17 protein-coding genes are annotated in these 18,358 nt (G+C 63.5%); 16 read left to right on the top strand and 1 reads right to left on the bottom strand.

Translation table 11 applies throughout. The features are described from left to right. Positions 1–13: 13 nt before the first annotated feature. The 16 genes from gspD to JNO50_RS16675 all read left to right on the top strand — a co-directional run bounded on the left by gspD (position 14) and on the right by JNO50_RS16675 (position 16,370). Positions 14–2,125 (top strand): type II secretion system secretin GspD, encoded by a 2,112-nt coding sequence (gene gspD / locus JNO50_RS16750; RefSeq protein ID WP_189531548.1) that lies wholly within the window; start codon positions 14–16, stop codon positions 2,123–2,125. Next, the gene (gene gspE / locus JNO50_RS16745; protein WP_189531546.1) at positions 2,122–3,576 is read left to right on the top strand and encodes a type II secretion system ATPase GspE; all 1,455 of its coding nucleotides are present in this window, start codon (positions 2,122–2,124) and stop codon (positions 3,574–3,576) included. The genes gspD and gspE overlap by 4 nt, the downstream gene beginning before the upstream one ends. Before the next feature lies 1 nt (position 3,577). Then, complete coding sequence (gene gspF / locus JNO50_RS16740) at positions 3,578–4,786, top strand: type II secretion system inner membrane protein GspF (RefSeq protein WP_189531544.1); 1,209 nt, start codon at positions 3,578–3,580, stop codon at positions 4,784–4,786. A gap of 38 nt (positions 4,787–4,824) precedes the next feature. Next, a complete protein-coding gene (gspG, locus tag JNO50_RS16735; RefSeq protein ID WP_280530237.1) occupies positions 4,825–5,259 on the top strand; it encodes a type II secretion system major pseudopilin GspG in 435 nt (144 codons plus the stop codon). Positions 5,260–5,271: 12 nt separating this feature from the next. Next, the gene (locus tag JNO50_RS16730; RefSeq protein WP_189531543.1) at positions 5,272–5,739 is read left to right on the top strand and encodes a prepilin-type N-terminal cleavage/methylation domain-containing protein; all 468 of its coding nucleotides are present in this window, start codon (positions 5,272–5,274) and stop codon (positions 5,737–5,739) included. Continuing rightward, a complete protein-coding gene (gene gspI, locus JNO50_RS16725; protein ID WP_189531541.1) occupies positions 5,739–6,119 on the top strand; it encodes a type II secretion system minor pseudopilin GspI in 381 nt (126 codons plus the stop codon). Before JNO50_RS16730 ends, gspI begins: the two co-directional genes overlap by 1 nt. Beyond that, positions 6,116–6,694, top strand: coding sequence for a PulJ/GspJ family protein (locus tag JNO50_RS16720; RefSeq protein WP_189531538.1), 579 nt, complete (start codon positions 6,116–6,118; stop codon positions 6,692–6,694). Before gspI ends, JNO50_RS16720 begins: the two co-directional genes overlap by 4 nt. Continuing rightward, complete coding sequence (gspK, locus tag JNO50_RS16715) at positions 6,691–7,632, top strand: type II secretion system minor pseudopilin GspK (protein ID WP_189531536.1); 942 nt, start codon at positions 6,691–6,693, stop codon at positions 7,630–7,632. The genes JNO50_RS16720 and gspK overlap by 4 nt, the downstream gene beginning before the upstream one ends. Continuing rightward, on the top strand, positions 7,616–8,803 hold the full coding sequence (gene gspL / locus JNO50_RS16710; protein ID WP_189531533.1) for a type II secretion system protein GspL: 1,188 nt from the start codon (positions 7,616–7,618) through the stop codon (positions 8,801–8,803). The genes gspK and gspL overlap by 17 nt, the downstream gene beginning before the upstream one ends. Beyond that, complete coding sequence (gene gspM, locus JNO50_RS16705) at positions 8,804–9,316, top strand: type II secretion system protein GspM (protein ID WP_189531531.1); 513 nt, start codon at positions 8,804–8,806, stop codon at positions 9,314–9,316. Continuing rightward, the gene (gene gspN, locus JNO50_RS16700) at positions 9,313–10,056 is read left to right on the top strand and encodes a type II secretion system protein N (RefSeq protein WP_189531529.1); all 744 of its coding nucleotides are present in this window, start codon (positions 9,313–9,315) and stop codon (positions 10,054–10,056) included. Before gspM ends, gspN begins: the two co-directional genes overlap by 4 nt. A 161-nt stretch (positions 10,057–10,217) precedes the next feature. Continuing rightward, positions 10,218–11,345 (top strand): glutamine-hydrolyzing carbamoyl-phosphate synthase small subunit, encoded by a 1,128-nt coding sequence (gene carA / locus JNO50_RS16695; RefSeq protein WP_189531520.1) that lies wholly within the window; start codon positions 10,218–10,220, stop codon positions 11,343–11,345. Between the two features lie 20 nt (positions 11,346–11,365). Further along, positions 11,366–12,019 (top strand): leucine efflux protein LeuE, encoded by a 654-nt coding sequence (gene leuE / locus JNO50_RS16690; RefSeq protein WP_189531512.1) that lies wholly within the window; start codon positions 11,366–11,368, stop codon positions 12,017–12,019. A gap of 31 nt (positions 12,020–12,050) precedes the next feature. Then, positions 12,051–15,263 carry a carbamoyl-phosphate synthase large subunit gene (carB, locus tag JNO50_RS16685; protein ID WP_189531510.1) on the top strand — a complete coding sequence of 1,071 codons (3,213 nt, stop codon included), beginning with the start codon at positions 12,051–12,053 and terminating at the stop codon, positions 15,261–15,263. A 134-nt stretch (positions 15,264–15,397) separates the two neighbouring features. Further along, the gene (gene greA, locus JNO50_RS16680) at positions 15,398–15,874 is read left to right on the top strand and encodes a transcription elongation factor GreA (RefSeq protein WP_189531504.1); all 477 of its coding nucleotides are present in this window, start codon (positions 15,398–15,400) and stop codon (positions 15,872–15,874) included. A gap of 61 nt (positions 15,875–15,935) precedes the next feature. Then, entirely contained in the window at positions 15,936–16,370 is a 435-nt protein-coding gene (locus JNO50_RS16675; protein ID WP_229804491.1) for a DUF4149 domain-containing protein, read from the top strand. Between the two features lie 59 nt (positions 16,371–16,429). On the opposite strand, the gene JNO50_RS16670 is transcribed toward JNO50_RS16675, so the two are convergent. Beyond that, positions 16,430–18,073, bottom strand: coding sequence for a M12 family metallopeptidase (locus JNO50_RS16670; RefSeq protein ID WP_189531503.1), 1,644 nt, complete (start codon positions 18,071–18,073; stop codon positions 16,430–16,432). Positions 18,074–18,358: the final 285 nt, after the last annotated feature.

Raw genomic sequence — 18,358 nt, 5'->3', positions numbered from 1 at the left:
CGAGAACACGATCATGCGATTGACCCCTCTTGTTGCCGCCGTCACTGTGTGCGTGGCCAGCCAGGCTCTTGCCGCCGCCGACGAGCCGATCATGCTCAATTTCGTCAATGCGGACATTGAAACGGTGGTGAAGGCCATCGGCGAAATCACCGGCAAGAATTTCATCATTGATCCACGCGTCAAGGGTACGCTGAATATCGTGTCCTCCCGGCCGGTGCCCCGCTCGCTGTCCTACCAGATCCTGCTGTCCTCGCTGCGCATGCAGGGATTCACGGCGGTGGAGGGGCGCGGCGTGATCAAGATCCTGCCGGAGGCGGAGGCCAAGCTGCATGCCGGTGTGCAAAAGGGCCGGCGCTCCGACGGGGACCGGCTGATAACCCGCGTCTTCACCCTGAAAAACGGCAACGCCAATCAGATGATGCCGGTGATCCGTCCCATCGTTTCACCGAACAACACCGTATCAGTGTTTCCTCAGGCCAACGCGCTGGTCGTGACAGACTACGCGGACAACATCCGCCGTATCGAATCGATCATCGAGTCGGTGGAGAGCGCGTCGGGCGGCGATTTTGCCGTGTTGCCGGTTCAGTTCGGCGCGGCGGTGGAATTGGCCGGCATGCTGACCAAACTGATGCAGGACAGCGGCGGCGGGGACGCGGGCAAGATCACCATCATTCCCGACTCCCGCGCCAACGTGCTGCTTGTGCGCTCGGATACGCCCGGCAAGCTTGGCAAGATCAAGAGCCTGCTGCGCACCATCGACCAGCCAAGCCAGGCCGGCGCCAATGTCCGGGTCGTCTACCTGAAAAACGCCGACGCGACACGGGTCGCGCAGATCCTGCGCACCCTGATGTCCTCCGATGCCGGACAGCTGCAGTCGTCGGCGCGCTCCCTGCCAACGGCCAGCGGCAGCACAATGGGGGGCAGCAGCCAGGGCGGCGCGTCGACCGCGTCGCCGGCCTCGGCCTCCACGACCCAGCCGGCCACCGGGGGACAATCGACCGACGCGAGCCAGCCCGGCAGCGCGGGCAGCATGATTCAGGCGGACAGCGCCAATAACGCGCTGATCCTCAATGCGCCGGATACCGTGTACCAGAACCTGCGCAATGTCATCGACCTGCTCGACCGGCGACGGGCCCAGGTCTATGTGGAAACGCTGGTGATGGAAGTGTCGGCCAAGCGGCTCGTCGATATCGGCGTGCAGTGGCAGTCCCTCAGCGGCATCGGCAAAAACGGCACCAATGTGATCGGCGGCACCAATTTTCCCACCGATTCGGTGGGAAGCACCGGCATTATCGGCATCGCCAAGAACCTGGGGGGGTTGGCGCAGCAGCCCGGATTGACCATCGGCGTCGTCAAGGGCAGCATCGACATTCCCGGGGTCGGCAAGGTCGCCAACCTCGGGCTGCTTGCCCGGGCGCTGGAGGACGAGGCCCAGGGGAACGTGCTCGCCAATCCGAATGTGATGGCGACGGACAACGAGAAGGCGCTGATCGAGATCGGCACCGAGGTGCCGGTGCTGCTCGCGAGCATGCCGAACAACAGCGCCAGCAGCAGCAACCCCAGCCTGCCGTACAACACGTATGACCGGAAAAAATTCGGCTTCAAGCTCGAGCTGACGCCGCAAGTCTCCGAAGGCGGCGCCATCCGCATGCGCATCCACCAGGAGTCCTCGGCGATCGACCAGACCACGATCAATGATCCGCGCGGGCCGACGACCTCGTACCGGACTTTCGATACCTCGGTCGCGGTCGATGATGGAGGCATCATCGCCATTGGTGGCCTGATCCAGGAGGAGGTCGGCAACAGCGAGGACAAGGTGCCCTTGCTGGGCGATTTGCCGCTCATCGGCTATCTCTTCAAGCACCAGGTCAAACAGCGCAACAAGACCAACCTGCTGGTGTTCCTCAAACCGACCATCCTGCGCGACGATCTTGGCGCGCAAGCCGTGGCCGAGGACCGCTACCGCTACATCATCGGCGAATCCAGAAAAAACGCGACGGAAAAACTGCCGCTCGATGCCGAATCCGCCTTGCGCGCCCTGCCTTCGGGTATCAAATCGCTCGCCGATCAGTTGCGGCCGGCGGATCCCAAGGGATCGCTGCCCCGGGAAGGCTCGCAAAAATGAATGCCATCGCGCCGAACGCCACGCTGCCGTTTTCCTTTGCCCGCAATAACGGCGTGATGCTGGTCGAGGAAGGGAACGGACGCGAATTGTGGATCCGGGATGACGCCAGGCCCGAGGCGTGGGGAGAAGTCCTGCGGCTTCATCCCGCGCCGGGCTCCGTGAAAGTGCTTCAGGCCGCGGAGTTCGACAAGCGGCTTTCGGCGGTGTACGCCGGGCGCGACGGCGCGGCCGGGGTGGTGGACGATATCGGTCAGGACATCGATCTGACCCGCATGATCGAAGCCCTGCCGACCGTGGAGGACCTGCTCGAGTCCGAAGGCGACGCTCCGATCATCCGCATGATCAACGCGCTGCTGACCCAGGCGTTGCGCGACCAGGCCTCCGACATTCATATCGAGCCTTTCGAGGACTGTTCGGTAGTCCGTTTCCGGCTGGATGGCAGCTTGCGCGATGTGGTCACGCCGCATCGGGCGCTGCATGGCGCGATGGTCTCGCGAATCAAGATCATGGCCAATCTCGACATTTCCGAGAAACGCATTCCCCAGGACGGTCGCATTTCGATCCGATTGGGCGGCCGGCCCGTGGATGTGCGTGTTTCCACCTTGCCGACCAGCCATGGCGAGCGGGTGGTATTGCGTCTGCTGGACAAGGAAGCGGCGAGGCTCGATCTGGCGAGTCTTGGCATGTCCGCCGCCACGCTCGAGGAGGTCGACCGGCTGATCCGTCAGCCGCACGGGATCATCCTGGTGACCGGTCCCACCGGCTCAGGTAAAACAACGACGTTGTATGCCTCGCTGTCTCGGCTCGATGCCTCGACCACCAACATCATGACCGTGGAGGATCCGGTCGAATATCATCTGGACGGCATCGGCCAGACTCAGGTGAACGCCCGGATCGATATGAGTTTTGCCAAGGCGCTGCGGGCCATCCTGCGTCAGGATCCTGATGTCATCATGATTGGCGAAATCCGCGATCTCGAGACAGCCCAGATCGCGGTGCAGGCTTCGCTTACCGGCCACCTGGTGCTGGCGACCTTGCACACCAACGATGCCGCCAGCGCGGTGACGCGTCTTGTGGACATGGGGGTGGAGCCGTTCCTGCTGGCATCGTCGATGCTGGGCGTGATGGCCCAGCGTCTGGTGCGCCGCTTGTGTCCGGAGTGCAAGGCCGAGCATCCCGTGCCGTACGAGGGCTCGGCGGGCCGCCCGCATTACCGCCCTGTCGGCTGCCCCGCCTGCGCGCAGTCCGGCTACCGGGGGCGCTACGGTATTTACGAGCTGATGCTGATCGACGATGCGATGCAGCGACTGATCCATGATCGTTCATCCGAGCAACAGATCCGCGATCAGGCACTCGCCACGGGGATGCGCAGCTTGCGCGACGACGGAATGCGCTGGGTGCAGGCTGGCGAAACGTCGCTCGAGGAAATCCTGCGGGTGACACGGAGCTGACATGGCCGCATTCCGGTATGAAGCCATCGATGCGTCGGGCAAGCGCATCAACGGAATCCTCGAGGCGGAGTCGGCGCGAGCGGCGCGCGTGCAATTACGCGACAAAGGCATCACGCTGGTCGACTTGAGCGCGGCCCGGTCCGCAGAGACGCAAGGCGGCAAAGGGGGGCGGCGCGGATTGCCCATGACGGAAATGGTCATGCTGACCCAGCAGATCTCCACCCTGCTCAATGCCGGCCTGACGCTGGAGCGCGCGTTGACCGCGGTGGTCGACCAAAGCGAGAACCCCCGTGCCCGCCAGATCGTGGCGGGCCTGCGCGGGCGCATCATGGAAGGACAAAGTTTCGCGCAGGCGCTGACCGATTGTGGCGAAGTGTTTCCCGTTATTTACCGGTCGCTGGTGCACGCCGGCGAGCAAAGCGGCCATCTCGATACGGTCATGGAACGTTTGGCCGAGTACCTCGAGCGGCGCGAGCGCATGCGCAAGAAAGTGATGCTGGCGCTGGCCTATCCCGCAGTGGTGACGCTGGTGGCCTTTGCCGTGGTGACGGGGTTGATGACCTATGTGGTGCCCCAGGTGGTGGCGGTATTCACCGATACTCACCAGAGCCTGCCTGTGCTGACCCGCATGCTGGTGGCGCTCAGTCGCGGCATGCGCGAATGGGGTCTGGTGGCGGCGGCCCTGGTCGCGCTGGCCGGATGGCTGTTCGCCCGCAGCTTGCGCATGCCGGGGGTTCGGGCCGCCGTGCATGTCCGTCTACTCGCATTGCCGGTGCTGGGTCGATTGTTGCGCGCCATCAACACCGCGCGCATGGCCAGCACGCTCTCCATCCTGGTCGGCAGCGGTGTGCCGTTATTGGCCGCTATGGAGACCGCCCGAGGGCTGGTCACGCTGGTGCCGATGCAGGAGGGGCTGACCGAAGCGATGGCCCGGGTGCGGGAGGGCGGCGGGCTTGCCCGGGCGCTCGCGGTGTGCAGGCAGTTCCCTCCCGTTCTGATCCATCTGATCGGCAGCGGCGAGGCGAGCGGCACCTTGGCCATGATGCTCGACAAGGCGGCGCACCAGCAGCAAGAAGAGGTCGAAAGTCGTCTGGCGACCTTCACGACCCTGATTGAACCTTTGCTGATCCTGGTGATGGGCGGCGTGGTGATGACCATTGTGCTGGCTATCATGTTGCCAATCATAGATATGAACCAAATGGTCCACTGAGGCGGCGCCCGGTGCGACATCGTGTAGCGGAGACAGGCATGAAAGCAATGAAACGCAGTGTGCAAAAAGGATTCACCCTGATCGAGATCATGGTGGTTATCGTGATTCTCGGCGTGCTGGCCGTACTGGTCGTACCCAAAGTGATGAGCCGTCCCGACGAGGCCAGGGCGGTGGCGGCGCGCCAGGACATCAACGCCATTTCCCAGGCGCTCAAGCTCTACCGTCTGGATAATGGCCGCTACCCGACAACGGAACAGGGATTGAAGTCGCTGGTGGAAAAACCGACGGCCAATCCCTTGCCCAGGAACTGGAAGCCGGGCGGTTATCTTGAACGCATGCCGAAAGATCCGTGGGGCAATTCGTACGGCTATGCCAATCCGGGAACCCATGGCGAGATCGATATCTGGAGCCAGGGCGCGGATGGCGAGACCGCCGATGAAAAGAACTGGATCGGCAACTGGAATGGCCAGTAACGGCTGACTGGCATGAAAGCGGTCACCCGGACAGGGCAAACGGGATTCACGCTGATCGAGATACTGGTGGTGCTGGTGATCATCGGCGTTCTGTCCGCGACAGTCACGCTGTCGATGCGGCCCGATACCCACAGGCAGATGGAGGACGAGGCGTACCGCTTTGCCCGCATTCTTGAGCAGGCGGCGGACGCCTCCGAGCAGGGCGATGCGCTGGGGTTGGTATGGCTGCCGCGCGGTTACGCCTTCCGCAGGCTGGGCGAGGATGGCCGCTGGCAGCCTGTCGGTGATGATTTTTTCAAGGAACGGGAGTGGCCGGAGGGTATCGTGGGTGAAGCGGCAGGCAAGTTGCCGGGTGGTCCGATCCTCTTGTGGCAGGAAGGGCAGGGTACGCCGTTGCATCTGGTTTTGCGCTCCGAGACGCGCAGGCTCAGGCTCGAGTTGACGCCGCTTGGCCGTGTCGAGGTGGGGGACGCCTCGTGATGCGCACGGCTCGCGGATTCACCCTCTTCGAGGTGCTGGTCGCCCTGGCCATCATGGCGATCGCGCTCTCGGCGCTGCTGCGCGCGGGGGCGCTGGCCGCGGACAACAGCGAAGCCTTGCGCGTGCGCATGCTGGCCGGCTGGACGGCGCAAAACCGTCTGGCCTTGCTCGAGGCGCGCAAGGAATGGCCGACTCCCGGCGTTACCGCCGGCGAAATGGTCGAGGACAAGCGCGTATGGCGCTGGGAGCAGCAAGTCAGCGAAACGCCGAATCCGGATTTCCGGAAAGTGGAAGTGCGTATTCTGGCGAATGGCGCGCAACGCTATGTGCTGGCCGAACTGACCGGGTTCGTGACGCGGCCGGTGGGAACCGCGCGATGAAGCGGCGGCAAAGGGGATTGACCCTGATCGAGATCCTTATCGCGATGAGCATCATGGCTATTCTGTCCGTGCTCGGTTACAAGGCGTTCAGCAACTTGCTGATCGCCCGCGAAAGTCTCATGGAAACATCCCGGCGCTGGGTGGATCTGGCCCGGGCCTTCCGGCGCGTGGAAACCGATCTGTCACGCCTGCCGACCGAGGCATGGCTCGAAGAGGCCCGTCGCCAGGGCCGGTTCGCGGTACCGCTCAGGCTGTCGGGAAGCGAGGGCGACGCGAGTCTCGATCTGGAGGTCTATTCGGGGCTGACGCCGCAGGGCCGGGAGCGCCTGAGCTATCGCTCCGGGGCGGCAGGGCTGACCTGGCAAGGGCAGCGACTCGGCGCGTCCGTCGCCTCCCGGCCGTACCGGCTGTTTCCGCCCGGCTACCGGGTGAGTTGGCGCGTGATGTCGCCGGATGGCGGATTTGTCGGAGCGTGGCCGCGCGATGGCGACAGCGCGGGTTCCCCCCGGGCGCTGGAAATGCGCGTGGTCATGCCGGATGGAACGGCGGTAACCCGCTTGTGGAATCTGCCATGAAAAAATCGCAGAAGGGCATGGCGGTCGTGATAGCCCTGCTTCTGGTCGCGCTGGCGGCGTCGGCCAGCGCCTTGATGCTTTGGCAGCAGCACCTGTGGTGGCGCCAGGTCGAGGAGGAGCAGACGCGGGCGCAGGTTCGGGAAGTGACGCGCGCCGGTATCACCTGGGCGGTGGCCGTGCTCCAGTACAACAGGATGACTTCGCCGGTGGTGTATCCCGGGCAACTGTGGGCGCAGCCGATGCCGGAAACCGAGGCTCAGGGCGTCAAGGTCAGTGGAACTCTGACCGACATGCAGGGGCGTTTCAACCTGAATGCGCTGGGTACCCGAGAAGGGGTGCAGGATCCATTGCGCGTCGCGCAGTTCCGGCGTCTGCTCGCGCAGTTGCATTTACCCCTGTCCTTGTCGAACGCCCTCATGAATCACATGCAACTGAGGGTGGGCGACGCCAGCCAGGAGGGAGGCCCCCCGGCCCTGTCGGCCAATTGGCTGGAGCGTCTCGATATGCTGCGCTGGGTGACGGGATTCACGCCGGAGGTGATCGCCAGGCTCGAACCGTATGTCACGGTTCTGCCGCAAAGCGTCAACCGCATCAATGTGAATACCGCGCCGGTGCCGCTTCTGAAGGCGCTGATGCCCGATGTCGATCCGGGCATGCTCGAGGCTCAGTCAAGGCAGCGGGTAGTGAACTATTTTGTGAACGTGGCCGATTTCATCAACCGGGTCAAGCCGGATGCGGAGCGGGACAGGGTCAAGGATTGGGCGTCGACCGATTCGGGATGGTTTCGCCTGGAGAGCCGGGTGAAGCAGGGACGGATCGTTCTGGCCACAAGGGCCATGGTGAAGGTGGACCCCTCCGAAGGCGGGGCCCGCGTGATCTGGCGGCAGGACGGGGTGGGGGCCTTGCCCCGACAGGAGACACATGACAACAACCCTTAGATTGTATATGAGAGCGGGATGGCCGGATCTTGACCCCTCCATGGCCTGGTCGGTGCTGGATGGCCGGGGACAGGTAACGGCCAGAGGAGATGGCCCTCCGGCCGGATGGCCGCGCGCCGAACGGCTCGAACTGGTCCTGCCGGCCGGCAGAACGCTGTTCAGCGCCGTTGCCTTGCCGCCGGGAGTTCGTCAGCTCAAGGACGCCGCCCTGGGGTTCGCCCTGGAAGAAAGTCTGTGCAACGATCCGCAGCACAATCTCTATGCTCCGGCCGAGCGACCGCGGCAAGGACGGGTGATGGTCGCCGTGACGGAATCGGCCCCGGTGCGTCTGGCTGTCGCCACGTTAAAAAAACTGGGCCGACTTGTCGACCGGATTCTCCCCGAGGAAGCGCTGTTGCCCGAGGCGGAGGAAGGGCAGTCCGTGGTGGCGCTCACCGAAGCCGGATGGCTGATCGGACGGGACGATACCTCGGTAGCGCTGATTCCCGACTCGGATGCCGACGTGACCCGCCTGCTGTTGCGCAAGGCGATGCCGGATTCCGCCATCCGTATTCTTGTCTGCGGCCAGGAGACGGCCGCCGCCTGGCACCGGCTGTTTCCCGACCGCGAGGCGGTCCTGGGCCCGGCGCACGACTGGCGGTCGGCGTCGTGCGGCTCCGCCGCTTTCGATTTTGCCCGGGGCGAGTTGTCCGCGCGGCGGCGCTGGCGCCAATGGCGTCCCGCGCTGGCGAGGGCGGGAGGCATTCTCGCCGTGCTCGTCGCGGGGACCGTGCTTGTCGATGCGGGGCAGGCGGCATGGTGGGGATGGCGCAAGGCATCGCTGCAAGCGCGCCTGCATGAGGTGACGTCGCAGTTGGCCGGCAAGGAGTCGGTTCAATCCGCTCCGGTGCTGGCCGGCGTCCGCGCGGTGGACAGATTGCGCCTTGCCCAGGGGCTGCCGGCACGGGACAGCATGCTGACCCTGACGGGCGCGCTCGCTTCGGTATCCGGTGACGGGATGCAGCCTCGCGTGATCGGCTATGAGGCGGGAAGGCTCACGATCCGGCTCGCCAAATTGCCGCCAACGGTGTTGTCGGCCTGGAAAGCCCGGCTGCAAGTCAGGGGAGTCCGGATGACGAGCCGCTCGGTGTCTGCCGATGAAACCGAACTTACCCTGGTGCTGGAGTCCTGAATGCGCAGCAAATATTTGGCCGCCCTGAAGCGGATCTGGATGGAGCGATCGTTGCGCGAGCAGCGCCTGCTGCTCGCCATGGCGGTGATTGTCGCGCCGTCCTTGCTGGTGTTCGGTATTCTCCAGCCCCTTGAGCTTGCCGTGTCGCGCAACCGGGAGGCCGCGCTTCGGCTGGAAGGGCAGGTGATGGCCGTGGAGCAGTTGGCCGCCGAGGCATCGAAATTGTCGGGCAAGACGGCGATGACGCCACTGTCCGCGAGATCCTTGCAGACCGTGATCGAAGCGACCATGGATCGGGCCGCCTTTGCCCGCGACGAGGTCAAGCTCGCCGTCGAGGGCGATGCCGGCGTCCGCCTCTCGGGAGAGGCGGGCTTCGATGCCTGGATGCGTCTGGCCGGCATGCTTGAGCGCGAGTCCCAGGTGCATGTCGTGCGTATGACAGCGACCCCCTCCGATCACCCCGGGAGGATAAAACTGGATGCGGTTCTGGTGCATGCGGGAGGTGAGGCATGAAATGGATCAAGCCTGCGCTGCTCGTTCTGGCCGCCCTTGCCGGCTTCGTTGCGGCCTTGCCTGCAAGCTGGTTGTCCTGGCCGGTCGAGAGGGCGACGGGAGGGCGCTGGAATCTTTCCTCGGCCGAAGGAACGGTCTGGAACGGACGCGGGCAGTTCGTCTTTACCGACAAGGAACTCGGCAGTTTGCCGATGAGCGTGGTGGAGTGGCATTTCCAGGGCAAGCGGCTTTTGCAGGGTAAACTTGCCTGGGAAGTCGGCAGCGAAGGGGAAAAGGGGGTCTGGCAGGCCGGATGGCGCGGCTGGCAGATCGAGCGGGCGCGTTTTAGCTTGCCGATGGCCGCGGTGGCGCGCTTGTCCCCGGAGTGGAAAAGCGCGGGGCTGGGTGGGCAACTGGTGGTGTCGAGCGACCGGTTCTCGGCGAATGAGGAGACCTTGAGCGGTAATGTGCGGGTCGAATGGCATGCCGCCACCTCGTCCCTGACGCGTGTCGCGCCGTTCGGTTCCTATGCGCTCGATGTCGCGGGCAATGGCAAAAGTCTCGTGCTGCACGTCGGCACGCTGGATGGCGATCTCATGATCGAGGGTAACGGGCAGTGGCAGGCCGGTGCGCCGATGCTCCTGTCCGGCGTGGCGGAGTCGAGGCCGGAACGCTTTGAAGTCCTCAAACCGCTGCTGCTCATGCTGGGGCAGCCGAACGGCAACAATGGGGTCAACTGGCAGCTTCGCTCCGCTCGTTGATGACATTGTTGTTACATTGCGGCGTTGACTTTGTGGTTTTTCCGGGGTAACATTGAAAGGTTTAACCAAACGGGACGTGCGCGCCGGCGCTCGGTCCCGTTATTCACATCAAGATTCCAAAAAGAACAATACTGCAAATCTGTATCATTAGGAGCCAGCCAGTGTCGACTGCAGCAATTCTTCTCTTGGCTGACGGCACCCTGTTCAGGGGTGTCGCCATCGGAGCAACGGGCCATACCGTCGGTGAAGTGGTGTTCAATACCGCTATCACGGGGTATCAGGAAATACTGACGGATCCCTCATACACCAGGCAACTTGTCACTCTGACATATCCCCATATCGGCAATGTCGGCGCGAATTCGGAAGATACCGAATCTCGCGCCGTTTTTGCATCTGGCCTCGTGGTTCGCGATCTTCCCGCGCGTCACAGCAACTTCCGCGCCGAATCTTCCCTGTCCGATTACCTCAAGGCGAACGGCGTCGTGGCCATCGCCGGCATCGATACACGCCGTCTTACCCGGCTCCTGCGCGAAAAGGGTGCCCAGGCGGGCTGCATCATGGCGGGCGAGGTGGACGAGACGCGCGCTCTCGAACTGGCGCGCGGATTCGGTTCGATGGCGGGGCAGGATCTGGCTCGCGTGGTGACGTGCGCCGAGCCGTATGAATGGAACGTGCGCGAGTGGCGCCTGGGTGAAGGCTACACGCCGGTCGCGTCCGCTTCCCGTCATGTCGTGGCCTACGATTTCGGGGTGAAGCACAATATCCTTCGAATGCTGGCCGAGCGCGGCTGCCGGCTGACCGTGGTGCCCGCCACGACGCCTGCGGCCGAGGTGCTGCGCATGAAGCCTGACGGTGTGTTCCTGTCCAACGGCCCCGGCGATCCCGAGCCTTGCGACTACGCGATCGGCGCGATCCGGGAGATTCTCGGCGCGGGTCTGCCGGTGTTCGGCATCTGCCTTGGTCACCAGCTCTTGGGGCTTGCCGCCGGAGGGCGCACCAGCAAGATGAAGTTCGGCCACCATGGCGCGAATCATCCGGTTCAGGATCTGGATACGGAGCGCGTGATGATTACCAGCCAGAATCACGGTTTTCAGGTTGACGAGACGAGTCTGCCCGCCAATGTGCGTGTGACGCACCGCAGCCTGTTCGATGGCACGGTGCAGGGAATCGCCCTGACCGACCGACCCGCTTTCAGCTTTCAGGGACACCCCGAAGCCAGCCCGGGACCCGGCGATGTCGCCGGACTCTTCGACCGCTTTGTCGGTCTGATGGACGAGCGCGCGCGTTAACGCCCCGGGGAGAACGGAAAATGCTGGGAATCACCGATCCGGTCACTTACCTTGCCGGTGTTGTCGTTGTGGTGCTGTTGCCGGGCCCCAATTCGCTGTTCGTGCTGAGCGTGGCCGCTCGCCGAGGCGTTCGGGCGGGTTTCTCCGGCGCGGCCGGCGTGGTGATGGGCGATCTGGTGCTGATGAGCTGCGCGGCGCTGGGCGCGACATCGCTGCTCAAGGCCAATCCGACGGTGTTCAGCGTGCTCAAGTACGCGGGCGCCGCCTACCTTGCCTGGCTGGGCATCCAGATGCTGCGCGCCGCCTGGAGCGCGGTGCGCGCCTTGCCCGGCCCGCTCGCGGCGCCGCCTTCCCGGCTGCAGGGCGACGCGGGGAAACCCTGGCTCAAGGCGCTGACCATCAGTCTGATGAATCCCAAGGCGATTCTGTTCTTCTTTTCGTTTTTCGTGCAATTCGTCGATCCCGCCTATCCGATGCCCGGCCTGACCTTCGCCGCGCTCGGGTTGATGCTGCAGTGCTGCAGCTTCCTGTATCTGACGACGCTGGTCCTCGCCGGAACAAGGCTGGCCACCGCGTTCGGACGGCGACGACGGTTGTCCGCCGCTTTGACCGGAGGGGTGGGCACCCTGTTTATCGGCTTCGGCGCGAAACTTGCCATGGCAAGTCTTGGCTGACCCCAGAATTGAAAAGAATCGAGTTTCCATCATGCCAAAACGTACTGACCTGAAAAGCATTCTCATTATCGGCGCCGGCCCAATTGTCATTGGCCAGGCCTGCGAATTCGACTACTCCGGCGCCCAGGCCTGCAAGGCGCTCAGGGAAGAGGGATACCGGGTCATCCTGGTCAACTCCAATCCCGCGACGATCATGACCGATCCCGATATGGCCGACGTGACCTACATCGAGCCGATCAACTGGCAAGTCCTGGAAAAAATCATCGCCAAGGAACGCCCCGACGCCATCCTGCCGACCATGGGCGGGCAGACCGCGCTCAATTGCGCGCTCGACCTCGCGCGTCATGGCGTGCTCTCCCGCCACAAGGTGGAGCTGATCGGCGCGACCGAGGATGCCATCGACAAGGCCGAGGATCGTGGCCGTTTCAAGGAGGCCATGGCGAAGATCGGGCTGTTCTGTCCGAAGTCCTTCATCGCCCACACCATGGACGAGGCGCTCGCCGCCCAACTGGAAGTGGGGTTCCCTACCCTGATCCGTCCGAGCTTCACGATGGGCGGCTCCGGTGGCGGAATCGCGTACAACCGCGAAGAGTTTCTCGCGATCTGCGAGCGCGGTTTCGAAGCCTCTCCGACCAATGAACTGCTGATCGAGCAATCGGTGCTGGGGTGGAAAGAATACGAGATGGAGGTGGTGCGCGATCGCAAGGACAACTGCATCATCATCTGCTCGATCGAGAACTTCGACCCGATGGGGGTTCATACCGGCGACTCCATCACGGTCGCTCCCGCGCAAACGCTGACCGACAAGGAATACCAGCTGATGCGCAACGCCTCGATCGCGGTGCTGCGCGAAATCGGTGTCGACACCGGCGGCTCGAATGTCCAGTTCGCCATCAACCCGGCCAATGGCGAGATGATCGTCATCGAAATGAATCCGCGCGTTTCGCGATCCTCGGCGCTGGCCTCCAAGGCCACCGGTTTCCCGATCGCCAAGGTCGCGGCGAAGCTCGCGGTGGGGTATACGCTCGACGAATTGAAAAACGACATTACTGGCGGGGCAACACCCGCTTCCTTCGAGCCGTCGATCGACTACGTCGTGACCAAGATTCCCCGTTTCGCCTTTGAAAAATTTCCGCAGGCCGATGATCGCCTGACCACCCAGATGAAGTCGGTGGGAGAGGTGATGGCCATCGGCCGTACACTGCAGGAGTCCATGCAAAAGGCGTTGCGCGGTTTGGAGACGGGTTTGTCGGGATTCGACGAGCGTTCTTCCGATGCCGCGGCGATCCGCCATGAGCTGGGCACGCCGGGGCCCGAGCGGATCCTGTATGTCGCCGACGCCTTCCGTATCGGCATGAGCCTGGACGAGATTTTCCAGATATCCGCCATCGACCCCTGGTTCCTGGCCCAGATCGAAGATCTGATCCGGGAAGAAGGGGCATTGCGCGGCGCGAATCTTGAGGAACTCGGCGCCGAGCGGCTCTTCGCGCTCAAGCAAAAGGGGTTCTCCGATCGCCGTCTGGGCCATCTGCTTGGCGCGGACCAGGCCGCCGTGCGGGCACGCCGCGGCGTGCTGGGCATCCATCCGGTCTACAAACGGGTCGATACCTGCGCCGCGGAGTTCGCCACCTCCACGGCCTACATGTACTCCACCTATGAGGAAGAGTGCGAAGCCGCGCCCAGCGACCGCCGCAAGATCATGGTGCTGGGCGGTGGCCCGAACCGCATCGGCCAGGGTATCGAGTTCGACTACTGCTGCGTGCACGCCGCGCTGAGCCTGCGCGAGTCCGGTTTCGAGACCATCATGGTCAACTGCAACCCGGAAACCGTATCCACCGACTACGATACCTCGGACCGCCTCTACTTCGAGCCGTTGACCCTGGAAGACGTGCTGGAAATCTGCCGTATCGAGAAGCCCGAAGGGGTGATCGTCCAGTACGGCGGCCAGACCCCGCTGAAGCTGGCCCGGGCTCTGGAAGCCAATGGCGTCCCCATTATCGGCACCTCGCCGGACATGATCGACGCGGCCGAGGACCGCGAACGTTTCCAGAAACTGCTCAACGAGCTCGGACTCAAGCAGCCGCCCAACCGCACCGCGCGCACGCCGGCCGACGCGATGCGTCTGGCCGACGAAATCGGTTATCCGCTTGTGGTGCGGCCATCCTATGTGCTGGGGGGGCGCGCGATGGAAATCGTGCACGAGCCGGCGGATCTGGAGCGCTATATGCGCGAAGCGGTCAAGGTATCCAACGACAGTCCCGTCTTGCTTGACCGTTTCCTCAACGACGCCATCGAAGTGGATGTGGATTGCGTATCGGACGGAACCACTGTCGTGATCGGCGGGATCATGCAGCATATCGAGCAGGCCGGGGTGCACTCTGGCGACTCGGCGTGCTCCCTGCCTCCTTACAGCCTGTCGGTGGAACTGCAAAACGAAATTCGCCGCCAGACCGTGGCCATGGCGCGCGCGCTCAATGTGGTCGGTCTCATGAATGTGCAGTTCGCCATTCAGGGCGAGGTGATCTTCGTGCTGGAGGTCAATCCGCGCGCCAGCCGTACCGTGCCTTTCGTGTCCAAGGTGACGGGAGCGAGCCTCGCCAAGATCGCCGCCCGCGCGATGGCCGGCATTTCGCTGGTCGGGCAGGGATTCACCGAAGAGGTCGTGCCGCCTTACTATGCGGTGAAGGAAGCGGTATTCCCGTTCATCAAGTTCCCCGGTGTCGATACCATTCTCGGGCCGGAGATGAAATCGACCGGAGAAGTGATGGGCGTGGGACGAAGTTTCGCGGAGGCCTTCGTCAAGAGCCAGTTGGGCGCCGGCGACTCCTTGCCGCGCATCGGCAAGGTGTTCCTGTCGCTGCGTGAAAGCGACAAGGCCGGCGCCGTTCAGGTCGCCCGCGATTTGCAGAAGCTGGGGTTCGGCGTGTGCGCGACGCGTGGAACGGCCAAGGCGTTGACCGAGGCCGGGCTTGTCGTGCAGGCGGTCAACAAGGTCACGGAAGGCCGCCCGCATATTGTCGATATGATCAAGAACGGCGAAATCGCCCTGGTCGTGAATACCGTGGACGAAAAGCGACAGGCGATTCAGGACAGCCACTCCATTCGCCGCTCGGCCCTGCAGGCGCGCATTCCCCAGTACACGACACTGGCTGGTGCCCGTGCCGTGTGTATGGGAATGGCCTACAAGGATGCGTATGATGTTTACAGTGTTCAGGAGCTTCATGCCTCGATCGGCAAGGGCTGAATCCGCCCCCCTTTGAATCCTGAAGGATTTGCCGGTACAATCGGTACTTGAACAGATGCACTGCAAGCCGCCGTCCATGGACGGCGGCTTGTGCTTTTGATGATGGCGGCTAGCCGCCTGTGGAGACTCACGTAATGATTAAAGTCCCGTTGACCGTGCGTGGCGCAGAGCTTCTTCGTGAAGAACTGCAGCGACTCAAAAGCGTGGAGCGTCCCGCGGTGATCGAGGCGATTGCCGAGGCACGCTCGCACGGAGACCTGTCCGAAAACGCGGAATACGATGCCGCCAAGGAGCGTCAGGGGTTTGTCGAGGGCCGGATCGCCGAGCTCGAGGGCAAGCTCTCCAATGCGCAGATCATCAACCCGGTCGAGCTGGATGCTGATGGCCGCGTCGTTTTCGGTGCCACGGTGGATCTGATGGATCTGGAAACCGAGGATGAAGTGACGTATCAGATCGTCGGGGACGACGAGGCCGATATCAAGCAGGGCAAGGTATCGGTCAATTCGCCGATCGCCCGCGCCCTGATCGGCAAGGAGGCCGGCGATGTCGCCGAAGTCGTGGCGCCCGGGGGCATCCGCGAATACGAAGTGCTGGATGTCAAGTACCTGTAAGGTGCGCTGACGGGAAGGGAAACGCGCGTGACAGCGCGTTTTTTTTCAAGGGAAACGAGTCATGATGAATGGATTGAGGGCGATTGCCAGGGTATTTTGGGTTGGCGGGATGTGGGTTATCGGCATGGTGGTGGCCCCGGTGCTCTTCGAGCTTCTTGACAAGCCCGTCGCCGGCCTCGTTGCGGGCCGCCTCTTCCAGGCCATCGCCTGGGTCGGTATGGTCGCCGGGCTTTTCCTGTTGATTGAACTGGTTGTCCGGGAAGGGGTGCGTGGGGTGCGCGACAAGGCTTTCTGGCTGATTGTCGGCATGCTGGCGTGTACCCTCATCAACCATTTTGGCGTGACGCCGATCATCGCCAATCTGAAGTTGCACATGAACCAGGCGGCAGAAGGCTTGTTCGGCGGCGGCTTTGCCACTTGGCATGCCATTTCCAGCCTGATTTACCTGGTGCAAAGCCTGCTCGGTCTCGTCTACATCGTCAAAACCGAATCCTGACCGGGGATCTTGGCGCGCGGACAGGAGGCATGGCCGTCTCCCGCCCGCGCACGACTCCGTTATCGCCAGTGCCACCCCGCTTTCCCGGTCGTTGCGAGGGCCGTGCTCTCCGCCTCGACCAGTGCCGCGCCATTGCGGTTGGCAAGAACCAACCCGGGAGCTCCCAGGTTTTTCAGTCGGGTGCCGGCAAAGCGCCAGCGCAGGGACGGTGCGTCGCCGCAGGCCTGCAGAGCGGCATACCCCGTCTCGTTGTCGGCCAGTTGCCGCTCCCATGATGCCTTGCCGAGGCAAAGCGCCGGCCAGGCGGCATTTTTCAGACGGCCGTCGCCCAGAAGCGCCCAGCGCTGCGCGTTGTTCTTGCTGTCGCATGGCTGCGGGACCACGGTCCGTTCCCCATGGCGCCAATACCAGCTGCTGCGTTTGTCCAGAGCCGCAAGGCAGAGTCCGTCGTCTGCCTGCAACTGGCGATAGCGCGGTTCGGGGGCGGTTCTGTCCGGCCAGGCCCATGACCACACTGCCCGGTCCAGCGCGTCGGCAGGTGGCGCGTCGACCAGCACGGCTCCCTGATCCACGATCAACCGGAGCGTCGGAGCGCCACGATTCTGCAGTTGGGAACCGGCAAAGTGCCAGCGCTGCTCCGGGCCTCGTGCGCAGGACATGAGCGCGGCATGCCCGCTCTCATGTCTGGCGAGCACGGTATTCCATGAGGCCTTGCCGAGGCAGCGCGAAGGATAGGCGTCATTGGTGAGTCGACCGTCCGCCTGCAAGGTCCAGCGTTGGGCCGGATCCTTGCCGTCGCATTTTCGTGTGCCGACCGTCCGTTCCTTGTTGCGCCAGAACCAGCTATCCCTATCGTCGAGTGCGGCAAGGCATGCATCGGTGCCATGGGCGGAGCGCAATAGCCGCGCTTTTTGCCGGTCCGCGGGCTTGGCCGAATCTTCGATGGGAAAGATGGGCGTGCGCGGAGTGCTGGTATCGGGCTTGTCCGGAACGGGGACCGGGGGATAAAGGCTCCGGATGCCGGCGATATCTCCCGGGGAAAGAGCATGATGCCCTTTGCCCATGATGCTGTCCGGGTCTGCCGGCTGGACTCCGGGTGCGTCGGGCTTGCGCAGTGACTCGTGAAAAAAGCCGGCGGTATGCATCAACTCATGCAAGGCAGTTCCGACATCCGGACAAAATAGCCGTAGCGATTGTGGTTGCATTTCTTTGGGCAAGCGGCCGATATTAGCGATACCGCACATGCCTTTGGCATGCGGTTTCGTGCCGATTCTGACCCGGTATGGCTGCGCCGCATCCTCGACGAAGCGCAAGGTGGTCCGCTGCTCGAACTGCCGCATGGCACCGAGGATCGCGCTGCGCGTTTTCGGGTCGGCGGAGGCGTCGAACTCATAATGAATCGTATTGTTCGGCCAGGGCGTGGCGCCTGACCAGACCGTGCGTTTTTTGCGCCGCGATGTGCTATCGGGAGCGATTCCAATGGGCGCGATGCCTTCGCGCAGAATGCGTTCGTGGTCGCCGATCAGAATGTCGCCAAAGGCGACCGCGCTGCCGTCCGGCAGGGCGCGATAGTGGATTTCCCTGCCGGATTGCTGTTCATAGCCGGTGTGGGTATCGCCGGTATCGGCGTGGGCATGGCAAAGGAGGAGCAAACTGGCGAGCGGCCAGCAGGGGCGGCGCGGCCGGGAGGAGGTGTGCGTCATGGGTCGTGTCGGGACCGCTGGCGATAGTCACGCCAGCGTGGATGACGCGAATGCGGGCATTCCGTCATGGCTGCGGTTTCCTGTTCCCGTTGCCTTTCTTCAAAGCAGCCACTGGTTGATGGGGGGCCGGGTTCGCCGCGTCGGAGCGGCTGTGGGTACACGAAGCCCGCGCCGGACCGAGAGCGCAAGGGCGATCCTGATCCATGCGCAGTCTGTCGATTCGTGGTCGATGAAGGAAGCAGGGACGGGACGGGTGGCGCGGTTTCCCGCAAGGTTTGGAGAAAA

Source organism: Paludibacterium paludis (assembly GCF_018802605.1).
GTDB classification, from domain to species: domain Bacteria; phylum Pseudomonadota; class Gammaproteobacteria; order Burkholderiales; family Chromobacteriaceae; genus Paludibacterium; species Paludibacterium paludis.
The sequence above is the reverse complement of the archived record's forward strand: the minus strand, read 5'-3'. Positions and strand labels throughout refer to the sequence as shown.